General features: G+C 61.3%; 11 protein-coding genes. 4 read left to right on the top strand and 7 right to left on the bottom strand.

Annotated elements, in window-relative coordinates:
• Positions 1-379 precede the first annotated feature (379 nt).
• The gene (locus DCN14_RS32480) at positions 380-691 is read left to right on the top strand and encodes a DUF4148 domain-containing protein (protein WP_096508004.1); all 312 of its coding nucleotides are present in this window, start codon (positions 380-382) and stop codon (positions 689-691) included.
• A 324-nt stretch (positions 692-1,015) separates the two neighbouring features.
• Positions 1,016-1,729 (top strand): dienelactone hydrolase family protein, encoded by a 714-nt coding sequence (locus DCN14_RS32475; RefSeq protein WP_096508005.1) that lies wholly within the window; start codon positions 1,016-1,018, stop codon positions 1,727-1,729.
• Between the two features lie 102 nt (positions 1,730-1,831).
• On the opposite strand, the gene DCN14_RS32470 is transcribed toward DCN14_RS32475, so the two are convergent.
• From DCN14_RS32470 to DCN14_RS32460, 3 genes are all read right to left on the bottom strand, one after another.
• Positions 1,832-2,803, bottom strand: a complete 972-nt coding sequence (locus DCN14_RS32470; protein WP_096508006.1) for an aliphatic sulfonate ABC transporter substrate-binding protein — start codon at positions 2,801-2,803, stop codon at positions 1,832-1,834.
• A gap of 325 nt (positions 2,804-3,128) precedes the next feature.
• Entirely contained in the window at positions 3,129-4,070 is a 942-nt protein-coding gene (locus tag DCN14_RS32465) for a LysR family transcriptional regulator (RefSeq protein WP_096508065.1), read from the bottom strand.
• A gap of 247 nt (positions 4,071-4,317) precedes the next feature.
• Positions 4,318-5,607 carry an adenylosuccinate synthase gene (locus DCN14_RS32460; RefSeq protein ID WP_096508007.1) on the bottom strand — a complete coding sequence of 430 codons (1,290 nt, stop codon included), beginning with the start codon at positions 5,605-5,607 and terminating at the stop codon, positions 4,318-4,320.
• A gap of 141 nt (positions 5,608-5,748) precedes the next feature.
• Here DCN14_RS32460 and gcvA point away from each other — a divergent pair, with 141 nt between their 5' ends.
• On the top strand, positions 5,749-6,651 hold the full coding sequence (gene gcvA / locus DCN14_RS32455; protein ID WP_096508008.1) for a transcriptional regulator GcvA: 903 nt from the start codon (positions 5,749-5,751) through the stop codon (positions 6,649-6,651).
• Positions 6,652-6,891: 240 nt separating this feature from the next.
• Here gcvA and DCN14_RS32450 read toward each other — a convergent pair whose 3' ends face one another.
• The gene (locus DCN14_RS32450) at positions 6,892-7,200 is read right to left on the bottom strand and encodes a hypothetical protein (RefSeq protein ID WP_096508009.1); all 309 of its coding nucleotides are present in this window, start codon (positions 7,198-7,200) and stop codon (positions 6,892-6,894) included.
• Between the two features lie 2,553 nt (positions 7,201-9,753).
• On the opposite strand from DCN14_RS32450, the gene DCN14_RS32445 reads away from it, so the two are divergent.
• Positions 9,754-11,070: a replication initiation protein gene (locus DCN14_RS32445; RefSeq protein ID WP_096508010.1), complete on the top strand. Its 1,317-nt coding sequence runs from the start codon at positions 9,754-9,756 to the stop codon at positions 11,068-11,070.
• Between the two features lie 88 nt (positions 11,071-11,158).
• Here DCN14_RS32445 and DCN14_RS32440 read toward each other — a convergent pair whose 3' ends face one another.
• The 3 genes from DCN14_RS32440 to DCN14_RS32430 all read right to left on the bottom strand — a co-directional run bounded on the left by DCN14_RS32440 (position 11,159) and on the right by DCN14_RS32430 (position 15,819).
• Positions 11,159-12,193 (bottom strand): ParB/RepB/Spo0J family partition protein, encoded by a 1,035-nt coding sequence (locus tag DCN14_RS32440; protein WP_096508011.1) that lies wholly within the window; start codon positions 12,191-12,193, stop codon positions 11,159-11,161.
• Positions 12,186-12,881: a ParA family protein gene (locus tag DCN14_RS32435; protein ID WP_096508012.1), complete on the bottom strand. Its 696-nt coding sequence runs from the start codon at positions 12,879-12,881 to the stop codon at positions 12,186-12,188. The genes DCN14_RS32440 and DCN14_RS32435 overlap by 8 nt, the downstream gene beginning before the upstream one ends.
• A gap of 1,813 nt (positions 12,882-14,694) precedes the next feature.
• Entirely contained in the window at positions 14,695-15,819 is a 1,125-nt protein-coding gene (locus DCN14_RS32430; RefSeq protein ID WP_096508013.1) for an MBL fold metallo-hydrolase, read from the bottom strand.
• Positions 15,820-15,855: the final 36 nt, after the last annotated feature.

The raw sequence follows: 15,855 nt of genomic DNA, 5'->3' as shown, positions 1-15,855 counted from the left end.
GCCTGCAATGCTTCGGTATCCGATTCAATATATCGTCATGTCGACCGTACTCTGCATGTGGCCGCGATACGTCCCCGCCGCGAATCGCAGCGACAGATGACCATCGCGCAATCCGGGTACGTCACCACCGGCCAGGAGGAGCGAATTACGTCCCGCCTCGGCAATCCCGCATGCAGACATGCGATCTCGCAAGACCTCGATTGCCCTTCAACCCCCTTCAATCGTCAGACGAAATCCCGCACGCCATTCCAATCGTTTACTCAGTTGCAATAATCATTCGCTGGAACGCCTATTTCCGACCGGTAACGCGATCGCTACGATGCAATCAACCGCTGAACGCAACAAGCGAAGCGCGAAATCTACTAAACCGGAGGTCATCATGAAGTCGTTCATCTACGCAGTCGCCGCCGCCACCGCCCTCACCGCATCGTTTGGCGCGTTCGCACAATCGAATCCGTCGGGCGAACTCACGCGAGCCCAGGTTCGCGCGGAACTGGTTCAGCTCGAACAGGCCGGCTACAAGCCGGAAGTTTCCGACGCTCACTACCCGAATGCGCTGCACACCGCACAAGCGCGCGTGACGAACAACGACGCAACGGGTTACGGCGCCCAGGCTGCGGCCAGCGCGCGCGCCGGGCGCGTGATCGCAGTCAAGCAGAACGCGCGCGACTCGGTCTATTTCGGTCAGTAAGGCCCGCGCACGCGGCGCGTCCCCCCTGGCGCATGCCCCGTTACGCCCGCTGTCGACGAAACACCCCGCTCCCGTTCATCGGGGCGGGGTGTTTCACTTTGGGCGCATGAAACCACCCTTCCACGACGGTCGATCGACGCGATAGCGCGGAACGGACGCCGCGTCACACCGTTCACGCAGACTGCCGGCGTTTGCGCATAGAATGGCCGCGTGGTCGACGCCGGCCAAAGCGAACGCGAGCGACGCCTCGAATCACCGGGCATACCGCACTCGCTGGCCGACCCGATGCCGCACTCATCGCATTTTTCGAAAAGGAGCGGTTTCATGTCTCAAACATCCGGTTCCATGATCAAGTTTCGCCGCCCGGACGGCCAGGAACTGCAGGGCTACCTCGCCACGCCGGAAAAGACCGAAGGCGCGCCCGCGGTCGTCGTCATCCAGGAATGGTGGGGGTTGAACGACCAGATCCGCGGCGTCGCCGACCGGCTCGCGCGCTGCGGCTACTTCGCGCTCGTGCCCGACCTGTATCGCGGCAAGTCGACGGTCGAGGAGGAAGAAGCGCACCATCTGATGACCGGGCTCGATTTCGGCGACGCCGCGTCGCAGGACATCCCCGGCGCGGTGCAATACCTGAAGACGCGCGCGTCGCGCGTTGCCGTCACGGGCTTCTGCATGGGCGGCGCTCTGACGCTGCTGTCGCTGCAGTTCGCCGATGCGGACGCCGGCGTCACGTGGTACGGCTTCCCCCCGCTCGACTATCTCGATCCGTCGAAGATCAAGGTGCCGCTGATGGGTCACTGGGGCACGCAGGATGCGTTCTTCGCGATCGACCAGGTCGATGCGCTGGAGAAGAAGCTGACCGATGCCAAGGTCGACATCGAGTTCCATCGTTATCTCGCGCATCACGCGTTCGCGAACGAAACGGCCGTCGGGCCCGGCCGCATCGGCGGCACGCAGTTCGATCCGGTGTGGTCGCAGTTCGCATGGGATCGCACGCTCACGTTCTTCGGGCGCACGCTCTGGGACTCGCAGCGCTGATGCGGTGTTCTTCGCTGCACACGACTTCCGTGCAGTGGGGCGCATCAAGCAAAACGCCACGGATCGACGTCCGTGGCGTTGTCGTTTACCGGAAAGGATTCGTCACGCGAGCGTAGGTGGCGCTGCCTGGCTCACGTCGACCCGCTTCGGCAAAATTCCCGCCTGGTAGAACACGTCCGCGATGCGCTGCTGATACGCAAGCGTGTCGCGCGTCACGGGTTCGACGCCGAAGCGCGCGCGGCTGAATGCGAGCGCCACCGCCGGCTCAGGAATGCCCCATAGTTTCGAGAACTCGGCCGCGCCCTGCGCGCGATGCGCGTCGAGCCATCGCTGGACCGCCGTCAGCTCGGACACGGCCACGTCGAGCACGTCGGCATTGCGCTGCGCATACGTACGCGACGCGAAGTAGTAGCTGCGGTTCTCGACGAGCCCCGAGCCGTCCGCGACGATGCGCGCACCCAATGTCTGCTGGACGACCGCGAGAAACGGATCCCAGATGATCCACGCGTCGACCGAGCGGCTTTCGAACGCGGCACGCGCGTCGGACGGCGACAGCCAGACCGGCGTGACATCCGCATAACGAAGCTTCGCCGCCTGCAGCAACCTGACCAGCAGGAAGTGCGTGTTCGATCCCTTCACGAGCGCGATGCGCTTGCCGCGCAGATCCGCGAAGGTCTTCACCGGCGAATCCTTGGCAACGACCACGGCCTCGGCCGCGGGGCCCGCCGGCGTCTGCGCGTAATAGACGAGCGGTGCGCCCGCCGCGAGCGCGAAGATCGGCGGCGCCTCGCCGACATCGCCGAAGTCGATCGATCCCGCGTTCAGCGCTTCGAGTTGGGGCGGCCCCGACGGGAATTCGGTCCACGTGACGTTGACGCCCAGCGTGGCGAGCTTGCCCTGCAGCGAGCCCCTCGCCTTCAACAGGCTCAGCGGCCCTTTCTGGTAGCCGATGCGCAACGTGCGCGTGCCGGCCGCATCGGCGAACGCGAAGCGCGGCTGGGCGGCAGCGCCCGCGGCGATCGCCAGGCCGGCCTGGATGAGCCGGCGGCGGGATCTGGAAAGTCGGTCTGCCATGGTGTCCTGTGTTCGATCGGAAGGAAGCGGAGGAACGCGTTGCGCGCTTGCGGTTCGCGACATCGATACCGGCGTGTCGAACCGCTCGCGCGAGCCGAATCGATTCTAGGGGGTCGACGCTTCGCACCGAACCAACGATGTCCGATATCGAAAGCAGGGGTTTTCATAAAGGCGCGCGGCTGACGACACGGCCGATCGGCGTGATCGCATCTTCCGGGTTCATCGCTTCGTTATGCGAATTATCTGGAGCAAGCGACAATCTGTTCATGCATCGACAACACGACGCGCCGCATCATCAGGCGCGGCATGCGTCGTTACCGTTCGCTCAGGACCTGCTGGGCGCGCACAACGCCGCCTCGTCGGCGGACAGCATTTCGGGCACGCATTCGCGCAGGAAATCGACGAAGGTGCGGATCTTCGCGTCGAGGTACTGGCGCGACGCATACAGCGTATAGACCGTCAGCTTCTGCAGCCGGTACTCGGGCAACACGCGCACGAGCGCGCCACTTGCCAGCGCCGGAACCGCGCTCGACATCGGCAGCGAGCCGATCCCGAGGCCGGCGCGCAGCGCACCGCCGAGCGCATCGGCGATGTTGACCTGAAAATCGGGCGGCGGCAGTTCGAACGTCTCGCGGCCGTTGGGGCCGTCGAGATGCCAGCGGTCGCGCGGAAACACGGGCGTGACGATCTGCAGGCAGGCATGCGCTTCGAGATCGCGCACGGTATGCGGCGTGCCGCGTTCCTTCAGATAGGCGGGCGACGCGCACAGTACGCTGTGCACATCGCCGAGCCGCTGCGATACCAGTCCCGAATCGGGCAACTCCGTCGAGCTCAGTTGCAGCGACACGTCGTAGCCTTCGTCGATGATGTCGGGCACGTGCTGCGACAGCGTGAGCTCGACCGCCACGGACGGATAGCGCTGCCGGTATCGCACGACCGCGGGCACCAGATATGCTTGGCCGAAACTCGTCGTCGCGTGGACATGGAGCCGCCCCGACGGCTTCGCCTGCGCGTCGGCCGCCTCGGCTTCCGCTTCGTCGATATAGCCGAGGATGCGCTGGCACCGGTCGAGGTAGCGCTGTCCGGCATCGGTCAACGCGATGCGGCGCGTGCTTCGATTGAGCAGACGCGTGCGCAGATGCGTTTCGAGTTGGGCGACCGAACGCGATGCGTAAGCGGTGGTGATGTCCAGGCGCTGGGCCGCGCTCGTGAAGCTGCCCTCCTCCGCCACCCGGACGAAAATGCGCATCATCTGTAACGTGTCCATCGACATGTCCCCGGGATTGAAATCGCTTCGCAGCGGCACCCGCCCCGGCACGGGCCGGTCTGGCGCGAATTGTGCGGAACAGTACCGCAGCGATGCAGGCGTGTCCAGTTTGCCGTGTGCGGGGAAGGCGGACGATCGTTCACGCGACGGCGCACGCCCGAAGGGCGACCGCACCGGATGGGGGCAGGCCGCCTGGCGACGGCCTGCCGGGTCCGCATTGCGCGGGCCGCGTCGTGCTTGCTCGTGCTTACGCCGGGTCGAAAGGATTGCTCAGGACGATCGTGTCGTCACGCTCGGCGCCGGTCGTGATCATCGATACGGGCGCGCCCGCCACCGCCTCGACGCGTGCGATGAAATCCTGCGCGGCACGCGGCAACGCCGCACGTTCGCGCACGCCTTTCACGGTGCCGCGCCAGCCGTCGAACCGTTCGTAGACCGGCTTCGCGCGCGACTGCGCATCGAGGCTGGCGGGCAGGTGGTCGACGCGTGCGCCGTCGAGTTCGTAGCCGACGCACAGTTCGATTGCGTCGAAGCCGTCGAGCACGTCGAGCTTGGTGAGCGCGAGGGAATCGATCCCGGAGATCCGGACGGCCTGACGCAACTGCGCGGCATCGAGCCATCCGCAGCGGCGCGGCCGGCCGGTGTTGACGCCGAATTCCTGGCCGCGCGCGCGCAGCGCTTCGCCGGTTGCGTCGGTCAGCTCGGTCAGGAACGGGCCGCCACCGACGCGCGTCGCATATGCCTTGGTCACGCCCAGCACGTAGCCGAGCCTGGACGCGCCGAGGCCCGTGCCGGCTGCTGCGGCCGACGCCACGGTGCCGGACGACGTCACGAACGGATACGTGCCCCAGTCGATGTCCAGCATCACGGCCTGCGAGCCTTCGAACAGGATGCGCTCGCCGCGGTCGGTCGCCTCGTTGAGGTCGGCCCACACGGGGCGCACGAACGGCAGGATCTTCGGCGCGACGTCGACGAGGATCGCGAGCAGCGCGTCGCGCGAGTATGGCTCGAGCCCCAGCCCGCGAAACCACGCGTTGTGATGATCGACCAGCACGTCGAGCTTCTCGGCGAGCCGGCCCGGTTCCGCCAGATCGCCGACGCGCAGCCCGCGGCGCCCGACCTTGTCCTCGTAGGCCGGCCCGATCCCGCGCAGCGTGGTGCCGATCGGCTCGCGGCGTTGACGCTCCTGCGCCTGGTCGATCGCACGGTGGATCGGCAGCACCAGCGTCGCGTTTTCGGCGATCGACAGATTGTCCGGCGTGACCGACAGCCCGAGCTCGGCCATCCGCGCGATCTCCGCGAGCAGCGCCTCCGGATCGAGCGCCACGCCGTTGCCGATCACGCCGCGCTTGCCGCGCACGATGCCGCTCGGCAGCAGCGCCAACTTGTACGTCTTTCCGCCGACGACCAGCGTATGGCCCGCGTTGTGGCCGCCGTTGTAGCGCGCGACCAGATCGGCCTGCGCCGCCAGCCAGTCCACGACGCGCCCCTTGCCTTCGTCACCCCATTGGGCGCCTACTACGACCACGTTCGCCATGTTCCATGCTCCATGTGAGAAATCCAGACACGTATTCAGGCCGCATCGCCCGTTTGTGTGCCATATTGGCGGAGCTGGATCGCATGATCAAACGATTAAATCTGAGTATTCGCGTGAGTAAATTTCACACGAAATGAGGAAATGGCCCGACGACTCCCACCGTTGAATTCGCTGCGCGCGTTCGAAGCCGCGGCCCGGCTCGGCAGCTTCACGCATGCCGCCGACGAGTTGTGCGTGACACACGGCGCGATCAGCCGGCACGTGCAGCAGCTCGAGACATGGCTCGGCCGGCCGCTCTTCGAACGGCACAACCGGCGCGTCGAGCTGACGGATGCCGGCCGAGCGTATCTCGCCGAAGTCGGCGCATCGTTCGACCGGATCGCGCTCGCCACCGCGCAGCATTTCGGCCACGCGCAGCAGCGCGTGCTGCGCGTGAGCGCGCCCGCAACGTTTTCGCTGCGCTGGCTCGTGCCGAAACTGTCGTCGTTCCAGGTCGCCCATCCGGCCATCGAGGTGCGGCTGTCGACGTCGAACGAGCCGATCGAGAAGTTGCGCGACAAGGTCGACCTGATCGTCCGCGGCGGTCCGCAGACGATCGACGGCTATGTCGCCGACGAATTCCTGTCCGAAGTCCGGTTGCCCGTGTGTGCGCCGAAGCTGCTCGAGGGGCGACCGTTGCGCACGCCGGCCGATCTCGCCGGCTTCACGCTGCTGCATGCGGCGACTTATCCGGGCATGTGGCCCGAATGGCTCGCGGCGGCCGGTTATGCGAACCTCGTGCCGCGGCACTCGCTGACGCTCGAGCACTTCTACCTGACATTGCAAGGCGCGCTCGACGGGCTCGGCGTCGCCATGGGGCCGATCGCGCTCGTCGCGGACGACATTGCCGAAGGCAGGCTCGTGCAGCCGTTCAGCGAACCGGCGTTGCCGCCGTGGCGGTATTTCACTTATGTGGCGGCCGCACGTGCGGAGGACGAAGCCGTGCGCGCGTTCAAGGATTGGCTGAAGGCGACGGGCAGCGCAGCGACAGAAGTGCGGCGCTGAACCGGATGGGCTGCGTTCTTATCCGGAGGCTCCCGCTTCGACAGCGCGTCCGATTTGCGTCGGCGAGCGGGACAGATAGTGAAGACCTTGCTGACGCAGCTTCCGCACGCCCCAAAAACATAGGATCACGAATCAATTGACGCAGACTCGCCGCCTGCATTTTTCACGGAAGCGCAACGCATTTCCGTGGCACATGCGCCAGACCGCGGATCGAGCCGCGGCCTGGCGTACGGGTGATGCTTACTGGCTTGCGCCGGCGGCTTTCTTCTCCGCGTTCTGCAGATTCTGCGGATAGTTCGGATCGTTGGCCGCCGGCTTGTACCCGGCGTCTTCGAGTTTCTTCAATTCGGCGGTGTTCTTCGCGCGCGCTGCCTTGTGTTCGGCTTTGCGTTTTGCCCGGGCTGCCTTGCGCGCCTCACGCTTTGCGGCCTTGGCATCCTGTGCGGCCGGTGCGCTGGCGTCGGTCTGCGCGAACACCGGAGCTGCCGAGCCGAAGAGGAAAGCTGCTGCCGTAGCAGCCAGCGTGAGTTTTCTGATCTGGATTCGCATCGCTGAACTCTCTTTTCTGATTGATTTCTGATTGATCACGGATTGAAAGCACGTCGAGATACCGCCCCCTGCCCCCGACCGGCCATCAGGTCACGATCAGGGCTTTTGCATCATAACCGTGTTGTGAAAAAAGTGGCGTCGTAACCGTAGTTCGAGGTAGACGTGTATGGGAAACACTGCATCGCAGGGGTTCGCTGTGGGTCCCGCGATCAGCGGCTGACAAAGGTAGCAACGGTGCATCGTTCGGCACTACGTGCGCGGTGCCCATGATCCAAGGTAACCATCCGGCGAACCGGATCGCTCCGGCAATACGACACAGCTTGTCGATAGGAGCGCGCTCCATTTCGATGCACGGTGCATTCGCACGTCGTCGCCGTTTCAACGATGGCGTTCGCGACTCGTCCGGCGTGATCGTCGCATCACAAGCGCGCCCACCACAGGAAGCGCTTGCCTGTGAACCAATGTCCCGCGCCATGGCACGCGAGTGTCGCGCTCTCCCATAAACGACCACGAATCACTCTGTGCCGAATTCCAGTTCACTCCTGGTACGGCGATGCAGTTCGACACGAACGATCGGGTAACCGCTCGATACGCGCATGGCTACCTGTTCGCTGCCCTTCCTGGCGGCTCGTCGGGCGCGGCGTGCGCTGGTGATGAGACATGCCGGCACAGCGTCACCACGTCGATCGACGCTCGTTGCTCACATGCACGCATGAATGCCGTGCGAACCTTCGCCTATTCGGACGCTGCGATTTCATCCATTGCCCACGTCGCGACGAGTCTTATGCCTGTGTGACCGCACAGACATGCGCTCCATCGTCCGGATGCTTCACAGCTTTTCCGTTCGATCAAGGGTGTCCCCGCACGGACTATCCGTGGAGACAGTCCGGTCACTTTATCGGTGAGCCTTTCCAGGACTCGACAGCTTTCCAGGGTGAGAATGTTCGGGATCCAGTCATCGATCGGATTACGGTGAGCTTCGTCGGCGGCTGGAACCTCACGTTCGGGACGATGCCGGAATTGCGATGGATGATCACCGGTGAAAGGTCTGGTTTTCCGCCGACCGGTGAATGGATCCTCATCTGTCGACCCCGGTAGCACAGCAATTTCGGCGCGGTTCCAAAGGTAGAAAGTCATGAGGCCGGTGAGAGATCGTCCGGCCTCGGCAACGGTCGTCTTTGCATGATCCACAGGTCGCGGTCATAGATTCGTCCATGTATCTCCATCGGAGACTTATCCGCGGAACGACTCGCACAGGCGTCGAAAAAATTACTCGTCGCCAAATTCGAGCGATTTCTGACTGCTGTGACAGCACCGGTGATATCCAGGTGTCGAGTGCGATGGTGCTGGTCGACGGCGATTCCGATGAGGTGGGTCGCCAGCCCCGACCAATTTTGGGCCCCATAGCTGGGTACCTATATTCGGGAAACGTTGATTTCCTCCCATAAGTTTCTACGTTTGAGGGTTTGTGAGTAGGTACTCACATCCTCTGAGAGCCTTATCGGGCTTGAGACAACGTCGAACGGTGGATGCTCCACAGCATTTTGAGGCTCATTGCTGTGCTCGCTGACCGCATTCAGGTCAGTTTGGTAGCGGTTTATGGGGGTTGCTTTTTTGCACAGGCACACGTGTGTTTACATCTTTGGTAAACGACGTTTACTACTTTAACTACCTTTAGACGGCTCACAGCCTTATCTGGTAAGGGTTTGACCGATGTTCGGTACCCATTTATGGGAGCACAGGTGGAAGGGTCTGGGGGTTCAGGTCTGTGGATTTGGGGAATTGGGTACCGTGCTGTGGGAAATCGGGGTTGTGGATATGGGGCGCACGTAGACGGTTATGGGATTTTGCCCCAAAAGTGCTTCAGGTAGCATGCTATGGGGAAATGTTTGGGTAGCGGTTTATGGGGGGCTTTTTCGTACTGGCCGATGAATGTAGGCACAGCGTTTTATGTGAGGTTGCCTGTTATGGGGACACGCACAGGTAGCCGGATATGGGGCTTGTTTGGCGCTTGCTGGCTTGGTATCGCGCGCTGCTTCTGTGGCACCGTCCCATAAACAGTATCGCCGGCATTCACAGGTAACCATCTATGGGGAAATCTGAGGGTAGCCGTTTATGGGAGAGATTTCGGTCGTGAAGGCTCGCACGAAGACAAAAAACAAAGCCGACACCTCTTCACAGGTACCCATTCATGGGAAGCCCTAAAGGTAGCTCGTTATGGGAGGGAAAGCGGACCGTGTTGCAAAGCACCATGAATCGCGTTTGCTGATCCATTTCCGGCCGATTGCTTCCCATGAATGGGTACCTTCGGCCCGGAAAATCCCGTGCCGGATCTGGCTGCCGGATCCGACAGGTAGCTGGTTTTGGGAAGGGTTTTGGCATGAAGGTATATGGATATGGGAATCTGAAACGACCTGAAAATATAATTTTTCCCTTTATTGACAAGCATTTAGAAGTGATAGTGCAAGTAATGCTGGAGAAAGAGGCATTGCTCGTCAGCGGGAAAAGGTATAAAGTCAGTCCCCAACAAGGTCACCTTATCCGGACATCACGATGCCGCGCAAGCCCGCAATCAAAGGCTCCGACAAGCAGGTTTCGCTATTTCAGACGCCCGAGCCTCCCGATCTGTTGCGCAAGGCGGTCCAGGCAATTCATATCGCTCCGAAGTCCGGAAAGATCGGTTTGCAGCAGCGCAAGATGTTCAGCTCGCTGATCAAGAACGCGCTTCGCCAGGAAGCGTTCGAGCCGGGGCGGACCAGTTTCTCGATCTCGATTGCGGCGTTGTCGCACGAGAGCGGGCTGAACAGCAACAACACGAAGTACGTGAAGGACACGGTCAACTCGCTGATCAGTACCGTCGTCAACTGGGACTATCTCGCTGCGGATCGCTCGACGGTATGGAAGGCGTCAGGCCTGCTCGCCGGCGCCGAGCTCGAGCAATCGGTGTTGAAGTACAGCTTCTCCGACCAGATTCGCAGCGAACTGCTCAATCCGGAGATCTACGCGCTGATCGATATGCGGATCGCGCGCGAGTTTCGGCGATCGCATTCGCTCGCGCTGTGGGAAAACACGGTGCGCTACGAGGGGATCGGCATCACCGCGAAGATTCCGCTGCCGAAATTTCGCGATCTCATTCTCGGCCAGGACAAGGCATCCCAATCGTACAAGGAGTACAAGCTCTTCAAGAGCAAGGTCCTGGTGCCGTGCATTCAGGAGGTGAACGAAGTTTCCGACCATACGCTCGAGCTGATCGAACACAAGTCGGGCCGCAGCGTGGAAGCCGTTCAGTTCAAGGTGACGCGCAAGCCGAGCGCGGATACGGTCGAGGAAGGCGACGCCAAGAACGAAGCGCTGGTCGAGGAAGTCGCGAAATTCGGCATTCCGCGCTCGGAAGCACGCCGGTTGATCACGCAGTACGGCGTGCAGCGCATCAAGGCGGCGATCGCCTATACGCTCAATCGGACTACGAAGAAGAACGCGGCGCCCGTCGACAATGTCGCCGCGTATTTCCGCAAGGCGCTGACGCACGGTTATACGCTGGCCGACGGGCAGGGCACGGAGGCGGTCGCGCCGGCAAGGGAATCCGCGCAGAGCAAGCAAGAACAGATCCGCGACAAATACCTGGCCGCGAAGGTCGATGAAGCCGGTGCGTATTTCCGCGAGTTGGAGATCGACGACCAGACCAAGCTGATCGAACGTTACAACGAGACGGTTGCCGGTTCGAAGGATCTCACGCTGTCGCCGAAGAAGAAGGCCAGCAAGCTGGCGCAGACCAGCTTCTTCCGGTGGCTGGCGCTCGACACGTGGGGCGAACCGACCTCGGACGATCTGCTGGAATTCCTGCTGAAAAGCAGTCTCGCGACCAACTGATCAAGGCCTCGCAGCCAGTATGCGCGGTGCGCCGGATATCATCCGGCGGCGCCGCGCGATGCAGGAGCGAGGCCTTTGCTTTGGGCGCTTACTTTTGCGCTGCTGAAGCCAGTTCGGCAACGTATGCGTCGATGACGGTCTTGAGCCGATCGGCAAGCGCCTCCTGGTGGGACGCATCCACGCCTTTGAGTTGCAGATCCAGACGCCCGTCCGGATACGTCTTCAACTGACCGATCGCGCGCGATTCGAGCGCGAAATCGTGGCGAACGCTGTAGCGCGTGCGCCCCGTCTTCTTGTTGCCGTCGCTCTGCGCACGCAGGAAGTTCTCGAGATCGCGCACCGACTTCTTGCGGTCCATCACGGCCGTGAGCAGACGGTCGGCGGCCGGTTCGCCCAGGCGCTCGAAAATCAGCTTCAGGAAATACGCCGCCTGCAGGCCGACCACGTCGTTCGCGCTGGCCATCCGCTCGAGCAGCGTGTTCGGCAGTGCGTTCAGCGACAGCGTCTTGCTGATCGATGCCTTGTCCTTGCCGATCTTCTCCGCGAGCGTGTTCTGGTCGGGGAAGACCTTTTCGTCGAGAAGACGCTTCCATGCGACCGCGTCGTCGAAGATCGTCTGGCGTTCGTGGTCGTGGTTGGCGCGATACGCGATCGTATAGAGCTGCTCGGGCGTGTGATCCGTACGGAACGTCGCGTTGATCGTTTCGTCGCCGTTGATGCTCGTCGCGCGCAGCCGGCGTTGCCCGTCGATCACGACGAGCTTGCCGGGGAATTGCGGGAGCCGCGTGACCTTGATCGGCTCGATCTGCCCTTCCCGCTTCAACGTCAGTGCGAGTTCGTGCAGGCTCGATTCCGAATAGAACACGCGCGGGTTGAACGGGTTCGGGATGCAGTCCTTGACCGCAACCCTTTGCGGCGCGCCGAGATCGGGGGCATCCGCGGGTGCCGGTGCGCTCGGAGCGGCGGTGGTCGTGGTTTCGACAGCGATATCCGATGCCGGAGGCACCGGCTCGGGCAGCCGCGTTTCCAGCGCCGCGTTTTCCTGCGCGAGCCCGCGCAGCAGGCCGGCGGCGAGATGCAGATTGCCGGTCGGCTTCTTGTCTTTCGATGTGTCTTTAGCCATGAGCGGCTCCGGTCGCGCGCGTCGATGCGATGTATTGGGCCATTTCCGTGACGAGCCTTTCGATCTCTGCGCGGGCTTCCTTCAGCCCCTTCAGGTACCGGTTGTGATGATGGATCGTGGTGCCGAGCGCGAACGTCTGACGATAGACCTCGCGTTGCGCGATCTGGCTGTCGAGCAGATGCTCCCCTATTTCTTCAGCTCTTAGAATTTTTAAAATTTCTTCACGCATTTTAGTTTTTCCATTGACGCTATTCAGCATCAGCGCAGAAGAAAGACTTGGGTTACGAACGGAGCGCATCGACTCGATCATACGAATCATCGCAACGGTGCTGTACAGATCGGCCGGCGATGGGGACAGCGGCACGAGGCAGAAATCGGCGACTTCGAGCACGGATGCGATGCGGGGATCCTCGAGGTTGCCCGGACAGTCGACGACGATGACGTCGAAGTTTGCATCCTGCTTCTTGATCTCGCCGCCGATGCCGCGGCCGGCGGGTGCCAGCGACAGTACCGTCATCGGAAGTGTGTTTTCTCCGCTCGTGACCCATCTGACCGACGTGCCCTGAGGATCGGCATCGATCAATGCGACCTTGTTGCCGCCGGCCTCGAAGGCCGCTGCGATATTGACGGAGATGGTGGTCTTTCCAGTCCCACCTTTTTGATTGCTAACGGCGATCTTGAAAGCCATTAAAGTTCTCCACGGAGTTTTTCGTAATATATGTAGTTGCTATCGAAATGTCCAGAAAAAGTGTTCGATGACGATATGAATTTGTAGATCGAGGTGGTTGTTACGTGACAAGCGGGCCGGATGGCTAGCTATCTATCTTGTGGTTTTGAATTTAGAAAAACCGATGTTTCTTTGTCTAACTACTAATAAGAAATTTCTCTTAAGGAAAGCCCGCGCGAGTTCGCAGAAAAAATTCTCAAGCCTTGGATTTAGTGAATGCCTGAGTGTCGTTTTGGAAATGTTGCTGCGATGACGTGACCGTTCGACAGTAGGTGATGCGGCTTTGCGCAGTTGTCACGTGACAAGTCGGGTGTCCCGAGGCATCGATGCGTGTGAACCAGTGATATCCCGATCGGGGCTGTGACTTTAGGACTCTCGGATTCGTTCTTCATTCCAGGATATGGCCGCCGGCCAGATGCTAAGAATGCGGTCATGAGCGATTGTCACGTGACAACTGACACGTGACAACTGGCACGTGACAACTGGCACGTGACAACTGGCACGTGACAACTGGCACGGGAGACTGATTTCGATGTGGGTTGCAATAAATTTGGAAGCGTTCGCTATAGCGGAGATGGGGCTGGTAATTCGCTTTCGACCCACTACCGGAGACTGCGTTGATCGCCGGAGATTCGAGTTGGGCTTCGTGGGAGATGGGGACCCGAGTTGTCACGTGACAACGGCACTAGCTTAGTGAGCCGAATAACCTACGCCGAAACGACAGACCTGACTCGCGCGCTGCGATAGCAGGTGCACTACAAGAGCGACGGGCGCTGGGCCTTGATGACCGGAATTGGTCATCAAGGCCCAGCGAGCGGTATCAGCGGCCACGGCCGCTAGAAGCCCTGGAGGATGGGTCGGTAGATATTTTGACTGATGATACGACCCCATTTAAATGGGGCGCGTGCCCTATTGGCTCACTATTGTTCGGGGTAGGGAGAGTAGTGTTCGTTGGGTTGCCTGTGTTGAGCGAGACGATGATCGTGATGGTTCGTCGTGAAGAGACTCTGGGTGCCTGTATTACATTTCAATCTGGCCCGACCCGGGCGAACAGCAACGTCGCAGCGCATGTTCGTGAAACATTACTGAAAAATGGGGTATCTCCGTAAACCCTTGTCAGGCAATGGGTTGCGGCACTTTCTTCATGTTGTTTCACGCAAAACACATCAGATTTGCCATGTAAATGGGGGCGTATGAAGATGGTGCGAAAAATTGGCTTCTGGCAAAGGTAATTTAGACGCAAATGTGTTGTCTGAAATGTGTTTCGTAGTGTTTGATACGTGTCTGTGCGATTGCCTACGAGCCGTCTGCTTGGCTGAGTGCTCGCGACATGCCTGGCGTGAATCCACGGCGCGCTCATGTGGACTCGTTCATGTTGAGTTGTCACGTGACAACGTCGTTCTTCACCGCAGCAGGATTGTGAAATTACTGCCTTTGGTGCGATCGAAATACCTTGATCCGATATTGGATCGACGAGTCGCGTCACCGACCGATTTTCTATGGCCGGGCCGCTTTTCGAAGGGGAGGGAGATAGGGCCGATGGGCGCGGGATCGATTTTGAAGTGCTTGGTCAGCGGCAGCTATGGGGGCGCGCGACGCCGGGCCTGCATTGACCGCCCGTCGCCCGTAGGCTGAATTTCCAGTGGGCGGCTGAAGCACTTTTCCGTCGAGCCGATTGCCGTTGACGACGCGCCCACTACCTTGCGTCACTCCGTGACGGAGCGCACATTTCCGCCGCGCTTCTCCAGAGCGGAAAGCGCGGCGGCGGGCAAACCTACTTCGTCACCTGCGTTGTGCACAGCTGCCACCGACGCGATTTCGCTGCTGGCTTCTCTGCTTGTTCATCAACCGTACGCCACCACTGTTCGCCGCGATGCGGTTCGTTCAAATCGAGCCGCTCGCCGATCCTGGGCGTCGACAGTCCTGCGCCTCGCACCATGGCCAATGCGGTGACCCGCTCGAACGGTTCTTGCCACCGGTGCATCGCGAGATCGAACGTGCCATTGTGAATCGGTATCAGCGTACGGCCGCGCAGATCGATGTGTGCCTGCACGGTTTCTTCCGGCTGCATGTGCACGTACGGCCATTGCGCGTCGTACGCGCCGGTTTCGATCAGCGTCACATCGAATGGCCCCAGGCGTTCGCCGATGGCCCGGAAGCCATCGAAATACCCGGTGTCGCCGCTGAAAAACACACGCAGGTCGTCATCGACGATGACCCATGACGCCCATAGCGTGCTGTTGCCATCGAACAGGCTCCGCCCGGAGAAATGCTGCGCCGGTGTCGCGGTCAGCATCAGCCCGTCTACGTCGATGCTTTGCCACCAGTCGAGCTGGCGTACCTTTTTCGCGTCGATACCCCAGTCGATCAGGCGATCGCCGACACCCAGCGTCGTGACGAACACGTCGGTGGTGGCCGCGAGCGCCAGCACCGTGTCGCGGTCGAGGTGATCGTAGTGATCGTGCGAGAGAATCACGCCGCGCAACGGAGGAAGATCCTCGAGTGCAATCGGAGGGGCATGAAAGCGCTTGGGGCCGAGGTGCCGAAATGGCGATGCGCGCTCGGCAAACACCGGATCGGTCAACCAGAACTCGCCACGAAGCTTCAGCAGCAGCGTCGAGTGCCCAAGCCGGTACAGGCTCCGGTCGGGAGCAGCGTCGAGTTGTTCCAGAGTCAGTGAATCGATAGGCAGAGCGCCGGTCGGCGTGGTGTTGCGCGGTTTGTTGACCAGCATGTTCCATGCGATCCCGAGCGTCTTGCCGAAACCTTCGGTCGGCCGCGGTGCGACGTTGCTGAAGCGTTCGCCGGTATGTTGCGGCGACCCACTGGACAACGCGCGGCCACGCCTGGCGGCAGCGAAACCCAGAACGCGATGAAGGAAAACGAGAGGCGAAGCCATGTCGATTCGTCCGGAAAGAAAAGTACACCGATCAGT

It is taken from the genome of Burkholderia sp. IDO3 (assembly GCF_003366075.1).
GTDB classification, from domain to species: Bacteria; Pseudomonadota; Gammaproteobacteria; order Burkholderiales; family Burkholderiaceae; genus Burkholderia; species Burkholderia anthina.
This window is presented reverse-complemented; position numbering and strand designations above follow the sequence as displayed.

Coding starts and splice junctions, on each gene's coding strand:
- DCN14_RS32460 (WP_096508007.1), bottom strand. CDS start 5,607: ATGGCGAACGTGGTCGTAGTAGGCGCCCAATGGGGTGACGAAGGCAAG.
- gcvA (WP_096508008.1), top strand. CDS start 5,749: ATGGCCCGACGACTCCCACCGTTGAATTCGCTGCGCGCGTTCGAAGCC.
- DCN14_RS32450 (WP_096508009.1), bottom strand. CDS start 7,200: ATGCGAATCCAGATCAGAAAACTCACGCTGGCTGCTACGGCAGCAGCT.
- DCN14_RS32465 (WP_096508065.1), bottom strand. CDS start 4,070: ATGGACACGTTACAGATGATGCGCATTTTCGTCCGGGTGGCGGAGGAG.
- DCN14_RS32445 (WP_096508010.1), top strand. CDS start 9,754: ATGCCGCGCAAGCCCGCAATCAAAGGCTCCGACAAGCAGGTTTCGCTA.
- DCN14_RS32480 (WP_096508004.1), top strand. CDS start 380: ATGAAGTCGTTCATCTACGCAGTCGCCGCCGCCACCGCCCTCACCGCA.
- DCN14_RS32430 (WP_096508013.1), bottom strand. CDS start 15,819: ATGGCTTCGCCTCTCGTTTTCCTTCATCGCGTTCTGGGTTTCGCTGCC.
- DCN14_RS32475 (WP_096508005.1), top strand. CDS start 1,016: ATGTCTCAAACATCCGGTTCCATGATCAAGTTTCGCCGCCCGGACGGC.
- DCN14_RS32435 (WP_096508012.1), bottom strand. CDS start 12,881: ATGGCTTTCAAGATCGCCGTTAGCAATCAAAAAGGTGGGACTGGAAAG.
- DCN14_RS32470 (WP_096508006.1), bottom strand. CDS start 2,803: ATGGCAGACCGACTTTCCAGATCCCGCCGCCGGCTCATCCAGGCCGGC.
- DCN14_RS32440 (WP_096508011.1), bottom strand. CDS start 12,193: ATGGCTAAAGACACATCGAAAGACAAGAAGCCGACCGGCAATCTGCAT.